The organism is Bacillus sp. SRB3LM (assembly GCF_015712745.1).
Taxonomy (GTDB): Bacteria; Bacillota; Bacilli; order Bacillales; family Bacillaceae_G; genus Bacillus_A; species Bacillus_A thuringiensis_K.
The window spans coordinates 156,256-175,557 of record NZ_VWVQ01000002.1 but is presented as its reverse complement, the minus strand read 5'-3'; the positions used below and the strand labels follow the sequence as shown (position 1 = coordinate 175,557).

The following is a 19,302-nucleotide window of genomic DNA, read 5'->3' as shown; positions in this document are numbered from 1 at the left end:
GGTATTATGGAAGGAATCGAAAGAGTACCTATAAAGAACAGAACATTAACACCTGCTTATGAATCTGCGGATGGTTCAGGCAAGATTAAAATGGAGAACGCAGCAGAACGTACAGCTGCTGAATATAGACAAAGCGCAATAGCTCAAACATATAACGAATTAACAAAAGACAATCGTATTAGTTCATTAGGAATTTGGGAGTCGGCTCGTACTCCAAATAGCTTTAATGTGAATGCTCAACAGGCATTAAATCCTTTTATGAATTTAAAAGGTAACGACAACGTATTATTCTTTGATATAGAAGCAATCGGTACACCTGAACATATGAGAAGTAATAAAGGTCTAGATTTATTTGCTATGACTGAGTTATCTTTTGGTGGAACTAAGTTCAACGGGAAAGACTTTGTTAAAAATAAAGGTTCTATCGTATCGATGGCAGTTGCTCCGGGAAAAGATGAATACGCTCGATTAAAGCAACAAATCAATAGATTAAAACAAAATCCAATGATGGCAGTTTCACAGGATATGCACCGTACATTATTAGATTTAGCTAAGTATTCTGATGCAAATAAATTCAAGAGTGCTACAAGTAATGGTAAAGCTTACATGTCACTATTAGGACATTCTCGTGTTCCTTCTGCAGGTACAGCTTTTACAAGAAATACAATAGAAGAAATTGAGAGAGGCCTTAATAACCTTTACCACAAAGGAACAAAGGTTGAAGATGCACTATCTATTTTCCAAAATCATATCAAATCTACGAATTCAAAGTTAGGTGGATACAACATTCATCACTATGACTTACCAGCTATTATTGGTGCTGCAGGAAATAGAAGTACAAAAGAATTCTTTAGAAGTGTAGCAAAAGATTCATTAGATTTTTATCACGGATATTCTGCTACCGCTAAAGATCCTTATTCATTAACAGGTTCAAGTTTACGACAAGAACACATCCACCAATCTTTATTAAGCAAGAAAAAGATTAAAGCGAATCAATCTTCTTATCTGTATCACTTAGCAAAAGACGATATTCAAGCGAATATTGAAATTGCAGGATTCACCCACAACAAAATTAAATCATTCATCCAAGAAGCGAAGAAATCTCCAGCTTATGCCCTTAATCCTTCTACATTAAAAACAGAAATCCTAAAAGCAGGACAAGACGTATTCTCTTATCAGAGTGGTTATTTTGACAAAGAGAAGCACAAATACAATCTTGTGGGAACAGTTGATGGAGATGGGAAGATGAAACCCCGATGGGCGAACTTAAACACATCTCTTCCTTCAAACGAGAATTTTACAATTAAAGAATTTTTACAAGACGTAGCATTACCAGGAACAAATAAAAAAGGATTTGGCGCAAGACTTGATTCTAAAGATATTAAGGGTAAAAGCATCTTATTAATGTCTGAAACTCAAGAAGGACTAGCTCAACAAATTCATGGTTCTTTCATGCCAATGGATGATGCAATTTCTAAAAGCTTACGTGATTTAAAGGTAAAACATGACGCTTCCTTCCGTGAATATGAAAGAATGTTCGATAATAATGGATGGAAGAAGATGAATGAATACTACAACTATCTAGACAAAGCAGGTAGTGTAGGAGAAGGCTTTGATTGGAAATCACACGTTGTTAAAAATGGAGGAACAGAAGAACTAGCTATGAAGTTCCCTCACATGGTCGCACGATTAGAAGGGGAAAGAGATGTATGGGGAACAGCCATGAGTACTCTAAAAGCTTCAGGGTTAAGCGACGAACAGAAATCAATTGCTCTGCGACACATTAAAAATAAGTTAGATGAGCAAGGCGATAACAAAGCACATGTAACTGCTAAAGGAAATAGATTTTTCGATTTTGCTTTTGGAGAAGAAGATAAAACTATTTTCAATGCAAAAGATACGAACTCAATCAAAGGTTCTTTCCGTTCTTATATTAATGGAAGAAGAAGAGGGGATCGTATTGGTAATCCTGAGAAGTCATACAAGATGGCTCGTATTGATGAATTACAGGATATCATCATTAACAACTTCAAACTTTCACCAGAAGGTAAAGCTTCAAAAGATGTAAAATATCTTATCGGACAAATGAAACAAGAAGTTATGTCAGGTAATAAAATCGAAACAGCTCTTACTGAAATGTCTAATCTTGTTCGTGACAAGGTAGAAAATATGGGTACAGATAATTTCGTTCGTGAAGTAACGAATCAGATGACGGATAACCGTACAACTGCAATCAAAGGACTAATGAAGAACCTACCAGATGTTATGCATGAAAGCATTGAGAACGCTCGTTCATACAAAAATGCTAAAGACATATTAAATGGTAACAGTCCACTAAAAGGATTCTTAAGAGAGCAGGATAGCCGCATTAAAAGATTATTTGAGAAGAATTTCGGCGCACATGGAATGAACGATGCAGACACAATTAGTAAAGCAAGTGGTATGGCTGCTAAGTATGAGGATCTTGTTGGTAAGATTTTATCATCTTACAGCAATGACTTTAATACTCAAATTCGATTCATGGATGGAGGAAATCCACTGCTTATCTTAGCTGATAAAAAGAGCGGTATGGATTTAAGTGAAGTAAAGACATACGAAGAACTAGTTCGTAACCCTAGATTAGCAACTATTGAACTTCCATCCTTCGATAAAGACATGAAGGTGAAATACGGTGGAAACAGAAAAGCTTCTGTTGTTCGTTCTGGTATTGGTGCAAAAGGAGCTTATCATAGTACGTCAGTTACAGATGCTCTTAATATGATTCTTGATTATTCTAAGAAAGCTAAAGAGTTAGCTGAAATTGCTGAAGGTACTGGCAATAAGAATGCATTTGTTCAAATCAGACAAGGACTTCGTTATCGTGTTGGAAGACAAGTAGATCCTGTTCCTACTGATGCAAGCCGAAAGTTACATTTCGATGATAAAGAAATGTTTGATATTAAATCAGCTATTAGTGGTGAAGTTCGTTCAAGTAAATGGGACATCACAGGCTATGCAGAAGCTTGGTATAAAGCAAATCAAAAAAGATTAGGCTTGAACACCTCTGCTGATATTATTGCTCAAAATGCAAAAGAAAAAGGAATTACATTCTTTGAAGCAATGGGGCAAAGAGCAAAAGGTTACGCTACTGCCGGAGGACTTCTTGATTTCGCAAATGGTGCTTCTGGATTAAAAGGAAGTATGTTTGGTATTAACAACCGTTCTGCTTCAAAAGGTTTTGTTGGTACTGCAAATACAGATGCTCGTACTTATATGGCATTAGGTAACTACTATGCTGATTCAGTAGAGAACCCGCATAAAACAATCAACTATCGAAAAGTAGACCAAGAAGTTGCATCACGAGTATTACGTGGTTCTGGTAAAGACCAATCGTTCCGTACAAAAAACAGCTTTATTTCATCAGCTGCATATAAAGCACTTGATGATGCAAATGAAGTCCGCGGTATTACAATGCAAACAGGTTATATGACGGATGAAGAAATTGCATTAAAGCTAAAAGATGCTAACACTATTACGAAATACAAGAGCATGATTGATACAGCTCAATCTAAAAATCAAATCTCTCCTGTAGAAGCAAGACAAATGAAGAAGGCCTTAGATATGGGTATGCTTTCGACTAGTGAAGGTCTAGCGTTTATGGATCATAAACTAATGAAAGCCTTCGATGGAATGGACGAAGTTCGTATTAATATGAACGCTGAAAAAGTAATGTTCAACAATTCTATTGAGGTAGCTATTGAAAAAGAGGCTGAAAAACAAGGTCTTGGTAACGGTCTATGGAAAGAGAAAGGAATCACTTTTGATAAGCCATTAAATATCGATATAAATTCGATGTTCAATGAAAAGAACCATCTTACTCTTGGGAAATATGAAATTAACAATATAAAAAATGAAATTGTTGATGACAAACGTTTTAAGAAAGGTGATAAAGTATCTATCCTTGGATTCAACGCAGATGACATTGATAAGAGATCTCTTGTATTGGGTAGACAACGTAAAACAGGACATGGATTCAAAGCAGTAACTGAAGGTGGTTTCCGTGCTACTATGACTCCTATGCTTGGAGAAATCATGAGTGATTTATATGGCGTAGAAGGAGTAGAGCAGGTTATTTCTCATCTAGGAGAAAAGAAGGGTGCTACTGACTTACCTGCATTAATTCGTGGTTATGATACTCAAATTCGTCAACAATTCAACGGTACAGTAGATAAGAAAATTACTGGTTACGGTTCGGAAGATAAAGCACTTTCTGCATTTTACAAAGATGTCGAAGAAACATTAGGTGTTAAAACTACTAATCATAATGGTCAGTATGTTGTGGATTCCAACTTTGGTTTAGATGGAAAGCAGCTTGATCAAAAAGGTCGTGAAAAACTTTCAGCTAAGTGGATGAAAGAGCTAGGTCTGAATCGTGAAGTGTTTGCTGATATCACAATGGCCCATGATGTTTGGAATCGTCAGGGTGGAATTGATCGCGGTAAAATCACGGTTAAAGAGATTGACATGTTAGATCGTTCTTATACTCGAACAGGTATATACAAACCAGGAGAATCTTCTGCACATGCTAACTTCATGCGTGATATGGTTTACGGTTCTCAAACTTCACCAGAAATTAAAGCGCAACAAAAAGTATTTAATGAGATGGTTAAAGTTGCTGGTAACTATGACGGCGGTTGGACTCCTAAAGCAGGAGATGTAGTAATTGATTACACTTCTGATGGTATGGGAGTAATGACGGATGTAAATGCACAGATGAAAGATGGAGTACTTCATGTAAGTAAGGATTCGTTCGAATCAATTCCTCATAAGTCTGGCCATAGTCAAACATTCACTGTTGGTGATTACAATAAAACTATCATTAATGCCGGAGCAACCGAGTTCAATCTAGAGTCTGGCGGTAAAGGTAAGAAGATCCAAGAACACTTACTTAACACAAAAGGAACAGCGTATTTAAAGCTTCCAGAGTTCGCAGCGAACCAACACATTCCTCTTCTTGATATCAATTCAATGAAACTACCTAGTGATGTTAACTATGTAGAGAAAACAGAGTTCCTTGATACACTAAAAGGTCACTATGCTTCTATTGCAAGAAAAACAGAAGAATATAACGGCTTATTTACAACAGATAAGTTCTCTGCAGAAGATGTAGCTAAACGACGTGGAGTTCTAGAAACAGAAATAAACAGAGAGATAGCTAATCTTACTACAACTCTTGGTGATTCAACCTCAAAAGAAGGTATGGCTAAGATCATGGCAAGAAGACTGCCGATGTCTTCTCAATACCAATTTGGAGGCGTTAACCCTGCTCTAGCTTATCAGAAAGAGGGCGAAAAGTGGGTAAACAACGGTATCGCTAAAGAAGGCGAAGTCTACATGAACGAGAAAGACGTTCGTAATTTAATTGGAGACAAAGCTGAAAACATTGCGAAATCTTGGGGTACAGATACAACGAAAATCAAACCAGAGGACATGACAGAGTATGTTATGAAAAACTGGAACAAAAACGATGTGTTCTCAACTACTATTCGTTATCCATCGATTGACGTTGGTACGACTCAAGCTCTTAAACTGAAAATCAGTGATGCTGTTGGTGAAGGGCAAGTGGTCGGATTACGTGGTATGGCTGAACGTATTTCCGGGGACTTTGACGGTGATAACTTAGCCGTATTCTTAACTCATTATGGAATAGATGATGAGAAGCAAAGAAGTGCAGTGTTAAATGACATTACTAAGCTACATGATTCTGATAGAGCGAAGAACCAATTAGCAGCGACTGAAATCATGAATAGTATGGAAAAAGACTTCCGTACAAACGTCTCTAACACAATGAAGGTAAGTGCTGATCATAAAGATGTAATTGCATTGTCAGATGCCTTTTTCTCAAATAAAGACCTTTCATTAGGAGATATGTTTGGTGGAGAAGCACATGATGTTCTTCGTAAGTCATTTCAAAGTACGGGTGTGTATGATGATTGGGGAACAGTTAAGAATGGTGAATTCGGACTAGGTAAGGCCGAACACGAAAAATCAATCTTAGCTCGTGCAACTTCTTCTACAATTGGTAGTGTAGATAATACACGTATGAGAATGTCTGCAGCGTTTATGACAATGGCAGAAACGAAATACAAACTATTCAATGAAGCAGAAGGAGCAATGAAATACTCTAGGGATGATTATGTACGAGAAACTGCAATGGTGGATGAATTCCTTCGTGAATATTCTCAGAAGTCTATCTCAGCTAAGAAAGTAGAAGGTTCTAAGCAAACTGCAGAAGAAGTAATGGGCGACCTTTACAGCATGATTGATAAAATTAATAATCCTAGTAACGGATTGGATTATGATTTAGCTTCAGCTGACCTTGTTGAGCGCGGTCTATTTAAGAACAAACCATTCCTAGAAGTAGGAAAAGGTGAAGTTTACAAAGGGTCAAATCAGGAATTCATTAAGAAGTCTCTCCAAATCTTAGGTGGAGCAGAAGAAGTTTACAGTGAAATGGGTGTTCAAGGATACCGACAATCAAGTTTACTTGTAGCTGCTTCTCAAGGTATTGGATTCCATAACTTCTCCAACATGGTTAAAACAGGTGAGCACATCCCTGGTATGGATGCTGTAACTGAAATCTCTAACATTGCTAAAGAGTATGGTAATGCGAGAATGGCTAAACACCAGGAATTCTTCGAAAAATCTGTACAACGAATTCATGAGCGCAGATATGCAAACATTGAAGATCGTTTAGATGATGCAGTTAGTTCCGTTGAAATCATGGGAGAAAGAAAAGCTGTTGAACCAAAAATCATGTCAAATGAAGCAATGCCACTTCATCGTACAATGAGAGATGAAATGAATGAGTCTCTTTCAGATATTGCAACTGCTGGTAAGAAAGCATTTAGTGGAAGCGCAGCAAGTTTTGCAGGGGTTGGACTTCTTGGATTCGGTGCATTATGGGCAACAAATGCTTTAATGAAAGGCGCACCTACACCAGAAGGCTTGCAAGAAATGGCACCAGTTGCTCCTGAAACTTTAGGAGCTCCTACAGCGCGTGTAACACCTAACCAGAACGGTGAATATATCAATATCTCTGTTAAGGCTTCGGCTGCTAAGAGAATGAATCATAATGATCTAGCAGCTATGCTAAACAATGAAATCATGGCTATGTCGAATGTCAAAATGAGCACAAATGTAAATGTAAATGACAATTCGAGAAACATAGATAACAAGTGGTTAGAGGGCGCGGTTGCAAATGCAATGAATAAGGGTTATGCATATTAATAGACAAATGAGAGTTAACATTTTGTTAGCTCTTTTTGTTTTACTACAAAAAAGAGGTGACCTGAATGAAAGAGAAAATATTAATTACCTCTCTAACAAGAGTTAGAAAAGATGCGCCTTGGCGTGTTGGTATATACATAAATCAGAACTACACGTTTATTAATGTAGGGAGCAAGGGGAGTGTAGCAACTAGCCCAAGATTCAACATGTTCCTTAATGAAGTAGAAAAGAAGGTTTCTCGCTACCCTGTAGATATTAGTTTTTATTCAATAGCTGATAACCGAGAGATGGAAGTCACAACGATGCGTAACCAAATCATCTATTTAGATTGTGGTTATAATTCTCACAGGCTATTATCAAGCGCTAAATTCTACTACGAAAAAGAAGTACTTGGTAATCCATTAGAAATAGCGCAACAAAAACCAGAAGAAGAGAACAATGGATTCTTTAGTGTGATGGAGGAGCATCAAGAGCAAGTTGAGACTTCAGATTATATTGCGATTGGAAGAATAGAGAAAGTTACAGATGGTGATACAATTGATGTGAAATTGGTAAAGCTATCTGATTTCTTGTCTTCTAAGTTAAACAAAGAACAAACCATCACAATCAGGTATAACGGTGTAGACACACCAGAAATACCTCAACCCGGAGGGGATTCGAAAAAAGATTCTAAGAACACTAAGTTTGGGAAAATATATGGTACTACAATGCAGGACATGTATGAGGTAGGGGAAGAAGCGCATACATACAACAAGGATCTCTTAGGTTGGAAAGACAACCAAAAGCCACTCGTGATTGTACATTTTGACCGTAATAAAAGTGGAGATACACCTAAACAAGATAATGGTTATGGTCGTTACATAGCAGATGTTTATGCAACCAATGAAAAAAGTGCTGATATTGTTTTCGATAAGATCATTAACAAAAAGGATAATAAATTTGTACACGTAAACAAATCTCTTTTAGTAACAAAATCTAAGAAGTTTCCTCAAGTTCCTCTTGGTCTTTTCCCGTTTGAGTATGCAAATACTTTAACAGTTCTTAATCCATTGAGTTGGATTCAGGAATTAAATTTGAAAGCATATGACACAGGTGTTGGTTCTCCTTCAACAGGTGGAAATGATGCAGAGAGTACGCCTGATATGGGTAGTGATGAGCCCTACGATGAAGATATCAATTCTGAAACGACAAATATAAAAGGAACAACAACTCCTGCTCATAACGCTTTGGACTTTTTCAGCCCTTATGACGATAGAGTGTCGATTTTTACAGAGGGTATAAGTTCAGTCGAAGATTTAAAAAGACATTCTAAAGTTAGGATTGGTGATGTAATTCTTACAATTCCACCTACTTCTATTGATGTAAACAAAACTTCAAACATCTCCAAAATAAAAACACTTCGTACAAAATCCTCTGTATTAGTTAACCGCGGTCAAACACTTACTACGTTAAGCATGGATCTTTATTTCCACGACCTTGAATCAATTAACGGTAAGAAATACCCTTGGAAGAAAGAATACGGAAAAGGAGAAGAAGCTAAGTACTTTTACGTTGATGGACTTAGACCATTGCTTGCACAATTCGCTAAAGCGCCGTTTCTTCCTATTGATAACTATTACATTAATGATGTGTTAGGTATTCGTGATGTAGCTTTAATGAATATTGAAGTAACGACAGTTCCTAATTTTCCAGAGTCCTTAACTGCCAAATTAACGCTTGTTGAATTTAATTCAGAAGCATACTTAATGGATAAAAGCACACTGGGCGATTCTGTGAATTATCCAATGTTAAGATGGTATTACAATCAATCCCTAACAGATCGCGGAGATAAGTACCGTTACTTCAAAGGGTTAGAGGGTCAACTTAAAAGTGATATCAAATTTACCCTTGCTGATGAATCATTCCTTACAGCTCGAAGAGACGCTATCAACTACATGAAGAATGCAGACTCTCCAGAACTAAGAAAAATTGAATTAGAGACAAAGAATGATGAGTACAAATACAAAAAAGAAGATGCTTCTGTTGCTAATGAAATCTTGGATCAATATAAACGCTATAAAGATTCTACGATTAAGCCAGAAACAATTATTGATGATCTTCGAATGGGATTTGCTGATAGTAACTATTGGTACATGGTTAGCGAACTTAAAAAGAAATACCCCAAATTAAAAAGAGAAGAAGCAGAAAACGTTCTACGTGAAGGAGCGGAATTGTTTGCTAGAATTTACGATGGTAAATACAAGGGTTCCTTTACTAATCTACGTAATCAAGAAATCTTCATTCCATACCAGTCTCGTTTGTACTTTAAGACTCGATTTGATTGGTCAAGTATATCTGCTGGGCTTAATTATTATGATGAAGATCCTCCAGTAGATTACTCAAAAGAACCATACAAAGGAAAAGAGGAATATGGTCTTATCCTTATAAAGGAACTTAAAGATCCTGGTAACCAAAAAGCACTTGAAAAGGACTTTAAGAAGTATTATGAGAAAGGACTATTTCGTATTCCTGCTAATGATGCTGGGATAAAGGCAATTAAAAACATTGCAGACGGTGCAAAGAAAATGGAAGATGAAGTAGCTAAATACAAAGATGAATTTGATGAATACATGAGAGTTATTGAAGCTAGTGAGCGTCTGATTCCAATGAGGGAATACCCAATCTCCGGTAAGGTTATACCAATCTCTATCAATGCTCGTTTCTCAAATGAGTTTAGTATATCTCATGTTCAATCTAGTGAAGCTGCAACTCTACAATATATGGGTGGTGGAGATCCACACATTGATTTACTCTTAGAGGTAGATGAAGATGGCGCAAGAGATTTCAATAACCTTATTGCGACTTCTGACCAATACGCTAAGAAATTTAATCAAGGTATTACAAATGGATATATCGGTATTGAAAATGATCTTTCTCAGTTATTTGGTATTCGATATGTAATGTTCGAAAGTATCTCTGTAAATACAGTTCCTAACTTCCCAGGAAGATACCAAATCATGCTACAAGGTATTGGGTTCGATAAAACACAGCGTCAACGTGAAGAACTAACTGCATTACCTGGTAACAGTAAGCAAATGGATCTTGAGAAGTTAAAGATAAACAAGACCGCATTTATGAATGACCGCATGATAGAAGCTAGACTTCACAAGTTAGAAGTTTATCCGGACATGGAACTTCCTACTTACGCTCAAATTAATGCAGTATTACCAGAGCTGGATGCAGGTATAAAAGAATATCCGAACATAACAAATGGAACATATCTTGATCCAGACTTCTATTTCTCTACAGGTAACACATTAAGACAATTAATTGAAGAATCATACCTTGGAAACCATCAGTTAAACATGTTTGATGCTACAGGTGTAGCTGCTTTCACAAGTAACAAATCAGAAAAACTATTTGATACAACTGAAGCAGACTGGGAGAAGCTTAAAAAGTTAGAAAAAACTGAAGGTGTAGAGCCTCTTGGCTGGAATTTTAGTTGGGGTAAACAGGAAGAAGCTAAGAAATCCGACGCTCCAAATACATCAGCAGGACCTGTTATGGCTGACCAAGGCGGTGCTGCAGCAGTAAAGAATGCAGACGTCCAAAAGTTTTTAACAGATAAAAAAGATGATAAATTAGCTTATGAAACTTTCCCGACTATGGAAGAATGGAAAACACTCTTCCCTAATGGAGGAAACGATTATGGTACGTTGTCTAAAGACCCTAGTGGTGATGAAGCACTTATCTACCAAGAGCTTAATAGTCTAGTTGACAAGTACTTTAAGAAATATTATTCAGCCCCTGATTTCATTGAAGAGTGTCGCGGGGATTTAAAAGAGGCGGATAAAACTAAAAAGGTAGTCTCTTATCAGCCTGCGGAAGATATTTATTATGCAAGTTTCAAAGTAAGAAGAAGTAAGTTGAGGGGCCCAGATACTACTGCAATTGGTGATTTAATCAAGAAAGAAGTCATTAAAGAGCCTAAAAAACCGAATGGTATGGATCATATGGACTTCGCTAAAACAGAATCAAAAATCACAAAAGAACGATTTATGACACTTCTGAAAGCATTCCTTGATAAGACAAGTCAGTGGCAGCATTTCAAAGGGACAAAACCTAATGTTAGTAAGGCTGGACGTGTAGGGTTAGCGCAAGTAGATGTTTCTTCATCTGATATGAAGGTTGATGAAGTAAAACGCTTAATGTATAACTGGAGATACAATTTACAAACAGCAGTTAAGCAACTTGCGGAACACTACGAGAAGCTTGATAAGTTAGATAAGGATCGTGAGAACTACGAATCTTATTGTCGTCCTTGGGATGGAATGTTCGCCCTGTATGAAAAGCCGGATGCTAAAATTAAATTTTCTAAGGATATCGAAGACAGTAGTTTTGCAAGCGGCGTTATGAACCGTTTCAATCATTATGCGACTAAGCCATTTAATACATTTAGTGGTTACAATAAGGATGTCTATAAAGGATATGCTGGATTGACTCTAGATGAGGGCATTACGATGGGTGATGGAAACAAAGATGACTATGTTGATCAACTCTTAGAGCTTGAATACTACGACTTATCAGTATTAAAAGCGAATAATTTAAAAGTTGATTCTGATAAGAAAAATATCAAGAAGGTCATGAAAAAGCATCTAGAAACCCTGGATAAACAATCACTGTACTCGATTTATGAGAAGCATTTAAAAATGCTATATGAATTAAGTAAGACAGATGGATGGGTTGAAAAAGGTGTAGACTTTCTTGGGAAATACAACCCAGGTAACCTTGCTACGTTTGGTGCACTTGGAAAAGCCACTGATAAACTAACAGATAAATTCGCAGGTGGTAAAAAAGATAAGAATGGATACGAGTATTCACAAAAAATCTATGAAAAAGGCGCTAAGCTTTATGAAACAATTCATGATGTTGATAAGACAGCTGAATCCTCAACAGCATCAACAGACCTTCGTTTATATAATGATGTTGATCCACGCGTACTGTATGAGGAAATGTTCTACGACTTAAGGTATCATGACCAACGTGGAAGAATGCTTCGTGCATTCCCAGGGTTCCAGATGTTTATTATCCATGAAGGTGATTACTTTGGTAAGTACAAGTTTTGGGACAATATGTACGGATTCAACGCTATTCAGAGTATAGACGTTCACCGTTCTCGTAAAATTGCTGCAGATACTGCAGTAATCTCTATGACTAATGTTTACTCAAACTTAACAACTCGTCGTACCGATGTTGACTACGTAGACCGTCAGTTAAAATGGTGGGATAACTATATCTGGAATGAAATCCCTCAGGACTTAATTGATAAGAAGGAAAACGAAATCCACAAGAACCTTTTCCTAGAAACAGGAGCGCGTATTCATTTAAGAATGGGTTATGGTGCTACAGCTAGTGCGTTACCAATTGTCTTTAATGGTACCATTTCAGAACTTGAGATTGGTGATGTAATTGAGATTGTTGCTCAAGGTGATGGAGTTGAATTAGGAAACGTAGTATCAGGTGACCCTGATGATGATAACGATGGAATCTTCAGTGTTACTGAACCACGAGATTTAATTTGTAGTCTTATGAGTTCAAAAGGAAGTTGGTTTAAAGACTTCATGAATGGTGTAGTAGATGAGCGATTGTTTAAAGACAACCCTCTAGGAATCATGCATTTTGGACAACCATTCGATTCAAAAGGTACAACTGATTCAAAACCTATGGGTAACTTAATATGGTTCAATGATGAGTATGGAGAAGTTGCCCAAAACATTTACTCTTCAAACGGAACACCTACATTTTCACAATGGTTACATCCTAACGGAGAGCGAAATAATATTTTCGAAGATTTTAGCGTGAAGCGCCTATGGGAAAATAAGTTTAAAATCCTTAACCCAGGAGATGAAGACAATGTAGTTATTAAGTTTTACAACAACACTGTTTGGGACATTATACAAACGATTACGTATTCGACTCCGGACTATATATCTGCTGTTCATCCGTTCGAATTACGCTCGACATTATTCTTCGGTAAACCATACTGGCGTTGTGCTTTTGAGTACGATTCTCGATATGAGTTTGACCCTACACAGAAAACATGGTCAAGATATCTTACAGGACAACCAAGACGTCCATACATGCAAAACAAATTCTACATGTCGGCTTATGATATTATAGAGAACAATATTAAAGCTAGTGAGGATAATGTTTTCACAAACGTTATCGTAAACTATGACGGGAAACAAACACCGGTATTGTATGCGGATGCGGATATTCGTTTCGACAAACAGAAAACAAGAGTAGTAGAAGCTGACATTGTAGCAAAGTTTGCTGACTTCTACACTTCAGAAGTAATGGCTACCTACTTCGGACATTCTACTCTTAGAGACAGCATGAAAGATATGTACAAAGGAAATCTATTGGTATTAGGAGATCCTACTGCTAAACCTCATGACATGATGTACATCAATGATGAGATTAACGACCTTCAAGGTAATGCGTTAATTAAATCAGTAACACATCACTTCAGCATGGAAACAGGATTCATCACTTCTATTGAACCGGATTTACTAGTTGTAAACGATGACCAAGTAATTCTTGAAATGAGTAAGTGGTACATGAGTTTTGGACAGTCATTAGCTGCTACAGTTGCAATACGTGCAGCAGCCAATAAAGCTGGAAGAAACTTAACTAAATGGATTACGAACTCAAAAGGGATCCCTGCTAGTGTAGGTAAGTGGGTGTCTACTAAAGGATTTAGGCATACAATAAGTATGGCAAATAGTGGTGGAGACATGGATAAAATCCTAAAAACTCTTGATGAGATTGTCTCAAAAGGAGATGGAGATGTTAAGGCTCTACAACAGAGGTTAGTAACCGAATTTGAAGATGCAGCTAAAAACATGACCAAGGCTCCTGGAAAATCAGGCTTCCTTAAAAACACAAGTAAAAAAGCTATTTTACAATCAGGATCTGCCTTTGCAAAAGTTCTATCAAGCTCTGATGATATAGCGAAGATTGGTAAAGGAGCACTAAACATGGTTAGAGGAGCAGCTTCCTTCACACCAGTCGGATTCATTGTCAATGCAGGAATATGGATTGGTACAGAAATGCTGTTTGAACACTATCGTCGATTTAAAGAAAATCTTCAGTGCGTTGTGGCGATACCATTAACGTATAGAGGGAAGGAATTGACGGCAGGTATTAACAACCATGCAGGTATGATTTATGGTGATGCACCAGGTCGATACGATAAAATGTTCAGTGCAACGTTGTTCCATGATGATGAGGATGCAGAGTTCTTCGGTAATGCATTCATAGAAATAGCTAACTTCTTTACTGGTTCAGGAGGAGAAGATGGTGTGTATGCAAAAACTGAAAAAGCTCACCAACTAAATGAATTAGCTAAGAAGCAACAATAGCAATTACAGAAGAGGCTAACGCCTCTTCTTTTTTTGTGTTAACTATAGCGAAAATCAAAATAAATGGTTAGCTTATCAAAATAAGGAGGTATAACTTTATGGCACAAAAAGACAAACAAACCTATAACACGGAAATGTATATAAAGAAAATTAAAGCAGCAAAAGAAGTGTATGAAGAACGTAAGAAGTTCCTGCAGAGTTTCTCACTTAAAAAGAAAAAAGAGAAGCCAAAAGAAGGTGGCGGAGAAGTAGCGGCATCAGGTGGTGGCGGTTCAGTAAACTTCAATGGAGAATTGCCTACGGTTGCTCAGTACACTGGACCAGATAATTACTATGACGAAGTGATAAAAGATAACTATCAAACAGGAATTAAAGCTAAGGTAGCAGGTACTGATAAATGGAATCAACATATTAAAGAGCAAGCAGCTAAAGCTGGCGTCAACCCTCTTATGGTTAAAGTAATTATGGCAACGGAATCTGGTGGAGACCACAGTTCAACACCAAACCCTTGGAACTGCGTTGGTTTGATGCAGACGGAAAAAAATATCACTGGTGAACTCGGTTTAGACTTCGGCAAAGCATGCAGTGATCCAATCTATAATATCTATGTAGGGTGCATGATTCTTAAAGAAAAACATAATTATGCTGGAGGCGTTATCTCTAGGGGTAAAAATCCATATGCAGATTTTAAAAGCCGAGGGTATGAGTTAAAGCAAAATGTCCACGGTATTGCTTGGCTATATAACGGTTTTAGTGTACCAAAGAGCGCAGCTAATAAGGTTTTAAGTGGTGGATATATTTATGGAAACCAAGTAGCTGCAATGTATAGAGGTTTTGGAAGAGATCCACTTGCAGACACAATTTTATCCCTAGACGTTTTATCTGGTGGCGGTGGTGGAAGTTCATCAGCTGCTGGTGGTAAAGGAACAGGCGGTAAATGGGAATACGGAAAAACATTTGCCAGCGGTGCAGAAGTAGTTAAATTCCTAGATACTGTAGATACAACCATGATTAATGGAATCTATGTCCATCATACTTGGGACCCGAATCATACAAGTGCTAAAGGTCAAACATTGTCAGCACTAAATGATAAGATGAGAAAATTCCATACACAAACCCAAGGCTGGGATGATATCGCGCAACACTTCACTATTGGTGTAGATGGGCAAGTAATTCTTGGACGTAATATTTCATCTGTACCATGTAGTGCAAAAAACTATAATGGTACAGCTGCTAATCACCCAGCAATGTATGAAATGATTGGAAACTTTGATAAAGGTAATGATGTTTTGCAAGGTAAACAGTTGGAATCAGCTGTTGCTATCGCCAAGTATTTTGCTGGCAGACCAAATGGTGTGAAATTTCACCGTGAAGGGTTAATTAATGGTAAAGAGCCGAAGAGTTGTCCTGGTACTGGAGTAGATAAAACTTGGTTCATGAATCTAGTTACAGGCAAGGCAAAAATAAGTGCGTTCTCTACTCAATCAGTACCTGTATCAGATTCAGATATTGAAGCGAATTATGCAGCTGGTTGTGACCTTTATCAAGATCCGGTAAAAGAAGCTGTTGATGAATCCCCAGTCAAGTTACCACCGACAGAAGAGGAATTAGCATCCGCTAGGAGTTTTGCACTTAAGATAAGTATTCCTACTGCAAGACTAAAAGAGAGTAGAATTATTGCTCCAAAGTACCCAAGGTCAAACTATGTGGAAGACTTTAAACTGTCATCCAGTTATGACATGAAGAAAAATTACTCCCCATTACCTCCAAATGAGTTTATTCATCTAAATGGCCCTCAAGAGAATTTCTACACAAGTGAAGCAAGACAAGCTTTCCGTCTTCTTAAAGATCGACTTGGATATAAAACCTTAAGAATAGCTAGAGGGTTTGATCCTTCTGATGGAGAGTCTTCTCATTCTATTGGTATTTCTATGGACATATATGCTGATTCAACAGAAGAAGCAATCTATATAGCTGATACTGCATGGTTGACAGGATTCCGAGCCATTGCGGTTGGTCCTAAGTTTGTTCATGTTGATATTGGTCCTGAATCAGCTTGGGGATATGATAATCTACCACTTTATCAAGGACCAGGTACATTAAGGGCAGGTGAGTTTAGTTATGGCTACAAACAAAGAAACTTATAATCTCGAATCATATAAGAGAAAAATTAAAGCAGGTAAGGAAGAGTATCAAAAAAGAAAAGAGTATCTTGCTAAATTTGAACTTCCTAAAACTGATGATGAAGAGGAAGAAGTAGAAGCTTCCGATGATAGTAAAAAGCCTGAAGACCAAGGAAATGCCGTAAAAGAACCTGAGGGAGGAGTTGGTAACTTCACAGGTTCGGGCGAACTAGGAGTTCCTGCAGAACCAAAATCATATAGATTCACTTCCGTTATGGGAGCCCGTTGGGGAACAAACCATAACGGAGTGGATTTAGCTCCAAACACACCTGGAGATACCAACTGTAAGATACTTTCTGCAGGTGATGGAGTTGTTCTTCAAGCTAGAAGTGGAGTAGGTGGATTTGGTACTTGGATAGTTATTAAGCATAAGGATGACCTATATACGATTTATGGTCACATGCCTCCTAATACATTAAAAGTAAAAACCGGAGACACAGTAAAAAGAGGACAACATATTGCCAATATGGGTATGCAGGGGCAGTCAACAGGTGTTCATTTGCACTTTGAGGTTTGTACAGACTTTAATAATAGAAAAGGGACAACAAAAAATCCTGAAGACTACGTTAATATTCGAGGCAGTGCTTCAGCTATTCAAGTAAATTCTATTACACCTAAGGCTGGATTCTCAGCAAAAGCAGATGAGAAAGAAGAAGGCAATGAAAAACCAATGCATGCTCTTTATGAGAATGATGGTACAGAATTATCGGAAGAAGAAAAACTGATTGATCAGACGTATAGAAGTTCTTTCCCGTATCTACCAGTTCAGTTCATAGGGGATTCACTTAAGAAGAGTGACATGACAAGAGAGTACTTTCTTCTTAACCGTGTTGGTTGGGCTAGAACTACCAAGTATGAAAAAATGACTCCCTTAAATAAGGAAAGATTTATTCATAGTGAGAAATACGATGGTCATGAAGGAAATCTTTATTCACCAGATGCAAAAAGGTTATTTGAAAGCTTGCTTTTGAAAACCCGAAAACCTTATTTTGAGGTTATTAGTGGTTTTCGCTTTAGTAACCCCGGTCAACTTTCACCTCATGAAGCAGGTTGTGCAATTGATATTCTTGTTAGAAGTATAGATGAGGTAAGAGAAATTGCAGACTGTGCATGGCAATTAGGCGTGAGATCGATAGCAATTGGTGGAGACTTCGAAAACAACAAAGGGTTCATTCATATAGACATTGCTCCGAAAGGGAAAGACATTAAATATGATGGAGTTCCTATCTATGGTGGACCAGGAAAGTGGGTGACAGCATGACAATTAAAGAGTATTTAGAACAACATAAGGGTACAACATGCATTCAAATGAATAATCGTTTATTTGTTGGTATGAGTGATGAACATGGCGAATTGTTTTTTTATCATAAAGAGGATGGGCCACTAAAGGGACCGTATTTGTTTGGTCTTGCCTATGAATATATGCAGCAATTCATCACTAAGCCTATGACAGACGATTTCTTAACTCAAGAAAGAATTAAAGAGAAGGTGATTCGATGAATTTCAACAGTCCAATTCACCAATCTATTTACAGTAAGGTAGTTGTACCATCTTTAAATAGGTTGCAAGGAACAATCGAAGGCTATGTGATTCAGGTGGATTACACGAAACTGACATGTGAAGTAGTTTACTCCGATGAAAACAGTCATGCTTTACGAACAATGAAAAACGTTTCTTTACCTAAAGATGGAGATGGCGTATTTACACAATCAGTTAAAAATGGCGATAGAGTTTCAATCTCCTTTAAAAACAAATCTAAGGAGTCACCTTATATATCTACCGTATACAAAGCAAATCATAGTGACGAGAATTATCTAAGTCCATACGGTGGCAGGACAATTCGCCAATCTCGTATTTTTTAGAAAGGAGGATTCTAATGAATGAAGCGTATGTAAATAAAACATATGGAGATGGAGACAAAGATATTCATTATCCTTATTGGCGACAAGTATTGCAAAACGAACTCGTTAACTTTAAAACTAAGAGTTTGGAAAAGGAGTTAGAGAGCTGGCAATTTATTAGTGAAGATGAAATTGCGCTAAAACATCCAGTTACAGGCTCCACCTTCAAACTCTGTGATGATGGTTCAATTGAAATGTTTGTTAATGAAGATACAGGTATTCGATTGGATGCGAAAGATAATGGAATCATTTTTTATGGTGATAGTATTCATTTCGCTACAAAGGAAATAAGAATGCACACCAAGCCATACGGATTCATTTGGAACAATCACAATCTTAACCCGTATCTTTATTATGGAGACAAAATCAAAGATAAAAGATATATCCCTCAGCTCAATGTGATTAGTCAAACAGAGAATGGATCAGCTATCTCAAATGTTCCTCTTTTCCAAGAACAAAAGAGAAAACACTATTACGATGAAAAAGTTACATCTATGATTGAGGGTCTAGGAATAGAAACCTCAAGAATAAAGAGAGGAGGTTAGT

The 19,302-nt window shown here is 37.3% G+C and carries 7 protein-coding genes; all 7 read left to right on the top strand.

Annotated features, from left to right (window positions below; translation table 11 throughout):
• The first annotated feature begins 6 nt into the window (after nucleotides 1–6).
• Nucleotides 7–7,269: a hypothetical protein gene (locus F3I02_RS01040; RefSeq protein WP_196477402.1), complete on the top strand. Its 7,263-nt coding sequence runs from the start codon at nucleotides 7–9 to the stop codon at nucleotides 7,267–7,269.
• A gap of 65 nt (nucleotides 7,270–7,334) precedes the next feature.
• A complete protein-coding gene (locus F3I02_RS01035) occupies nucleotides 7,335–14,672 on the top strand; it encodes a thermonuclease family protein (RefSeq protein WP_196477401.1) in 7,338 nt (2,445 codons plus the stop codon).
• Nucleotides 14,673–14,770: 98 nt separating this feature from the next.
• Nucleotides 14,771–16,819 carry a transglycosylase SLT domain-containing protein gene (locus F3I02_RS01030; RefSeq protein WP_196477400.1) on the top strand — a complete coding sequence of 683 codons (2,049 nt, stop codon included), beginning with the start codon at nucleotides 14,771–14,773 and terminating at the stop codon, nucleotides 16,817–16,819.
• Nucleotides 16,794–18,116 (top strand): peptidoglycan DD-metalloendopeptidase family protein, encoded by a 1,323-nt coding sequence (locus F3I02_RS01025; protein WP_196477399.1) that lies wholly within the window; start codon nucleotides 16,794–16,796, stop codon nucleotides 18,114–18,116. Before F3I02_RS01030 ends, F3I02_RS01025 begins: the two co-directional genes overlap by 26 nt.
• Nucleotides 18,113–18,355: a hypothetical protein gene (locus F3I02_RS01020; protein ID WP_196477398.1), complete on the top strand. Its 243-nt coding sequence runs from the start codon at nucleotides 18,113–18,115 to the stop codon at nucleotides 18,353–18,355. Before F3I02_RS01025 ends, F3I02_RS01020 begins: the two co-directional genes overlap by 4 nt.
• Nucleotides 18,352–18,717 carry a hypothetical protein gene (locus F3I02_RS01015; protein ID WP_196477397.1) on the top strand — a complete coding sequence of 122 codons (366 nt, stop codon included), beginning with the start codon at nucleotides 18,352–18,354 and terminating at the stop codon, nucleotides 18,715–18,717. Before F3I02_RS01020 ends, F3I02_RS01015 begins: the two co-directional genes overlap by 4 nt.
• 14 nt (nucleotides 18,718–18,731) lie before the next feature.
• A complete protein-coding gene (locus F3I02_RS01010; RefSeq protein WP_196477396.1) occupies nucleotides 18,732–19,301 on the top strand; it encodes a hypothetical protein in 570 nt (189 codons plus the stop codon).
• Nucleotide 19,302: the final 1 nt, after the last annotated feature.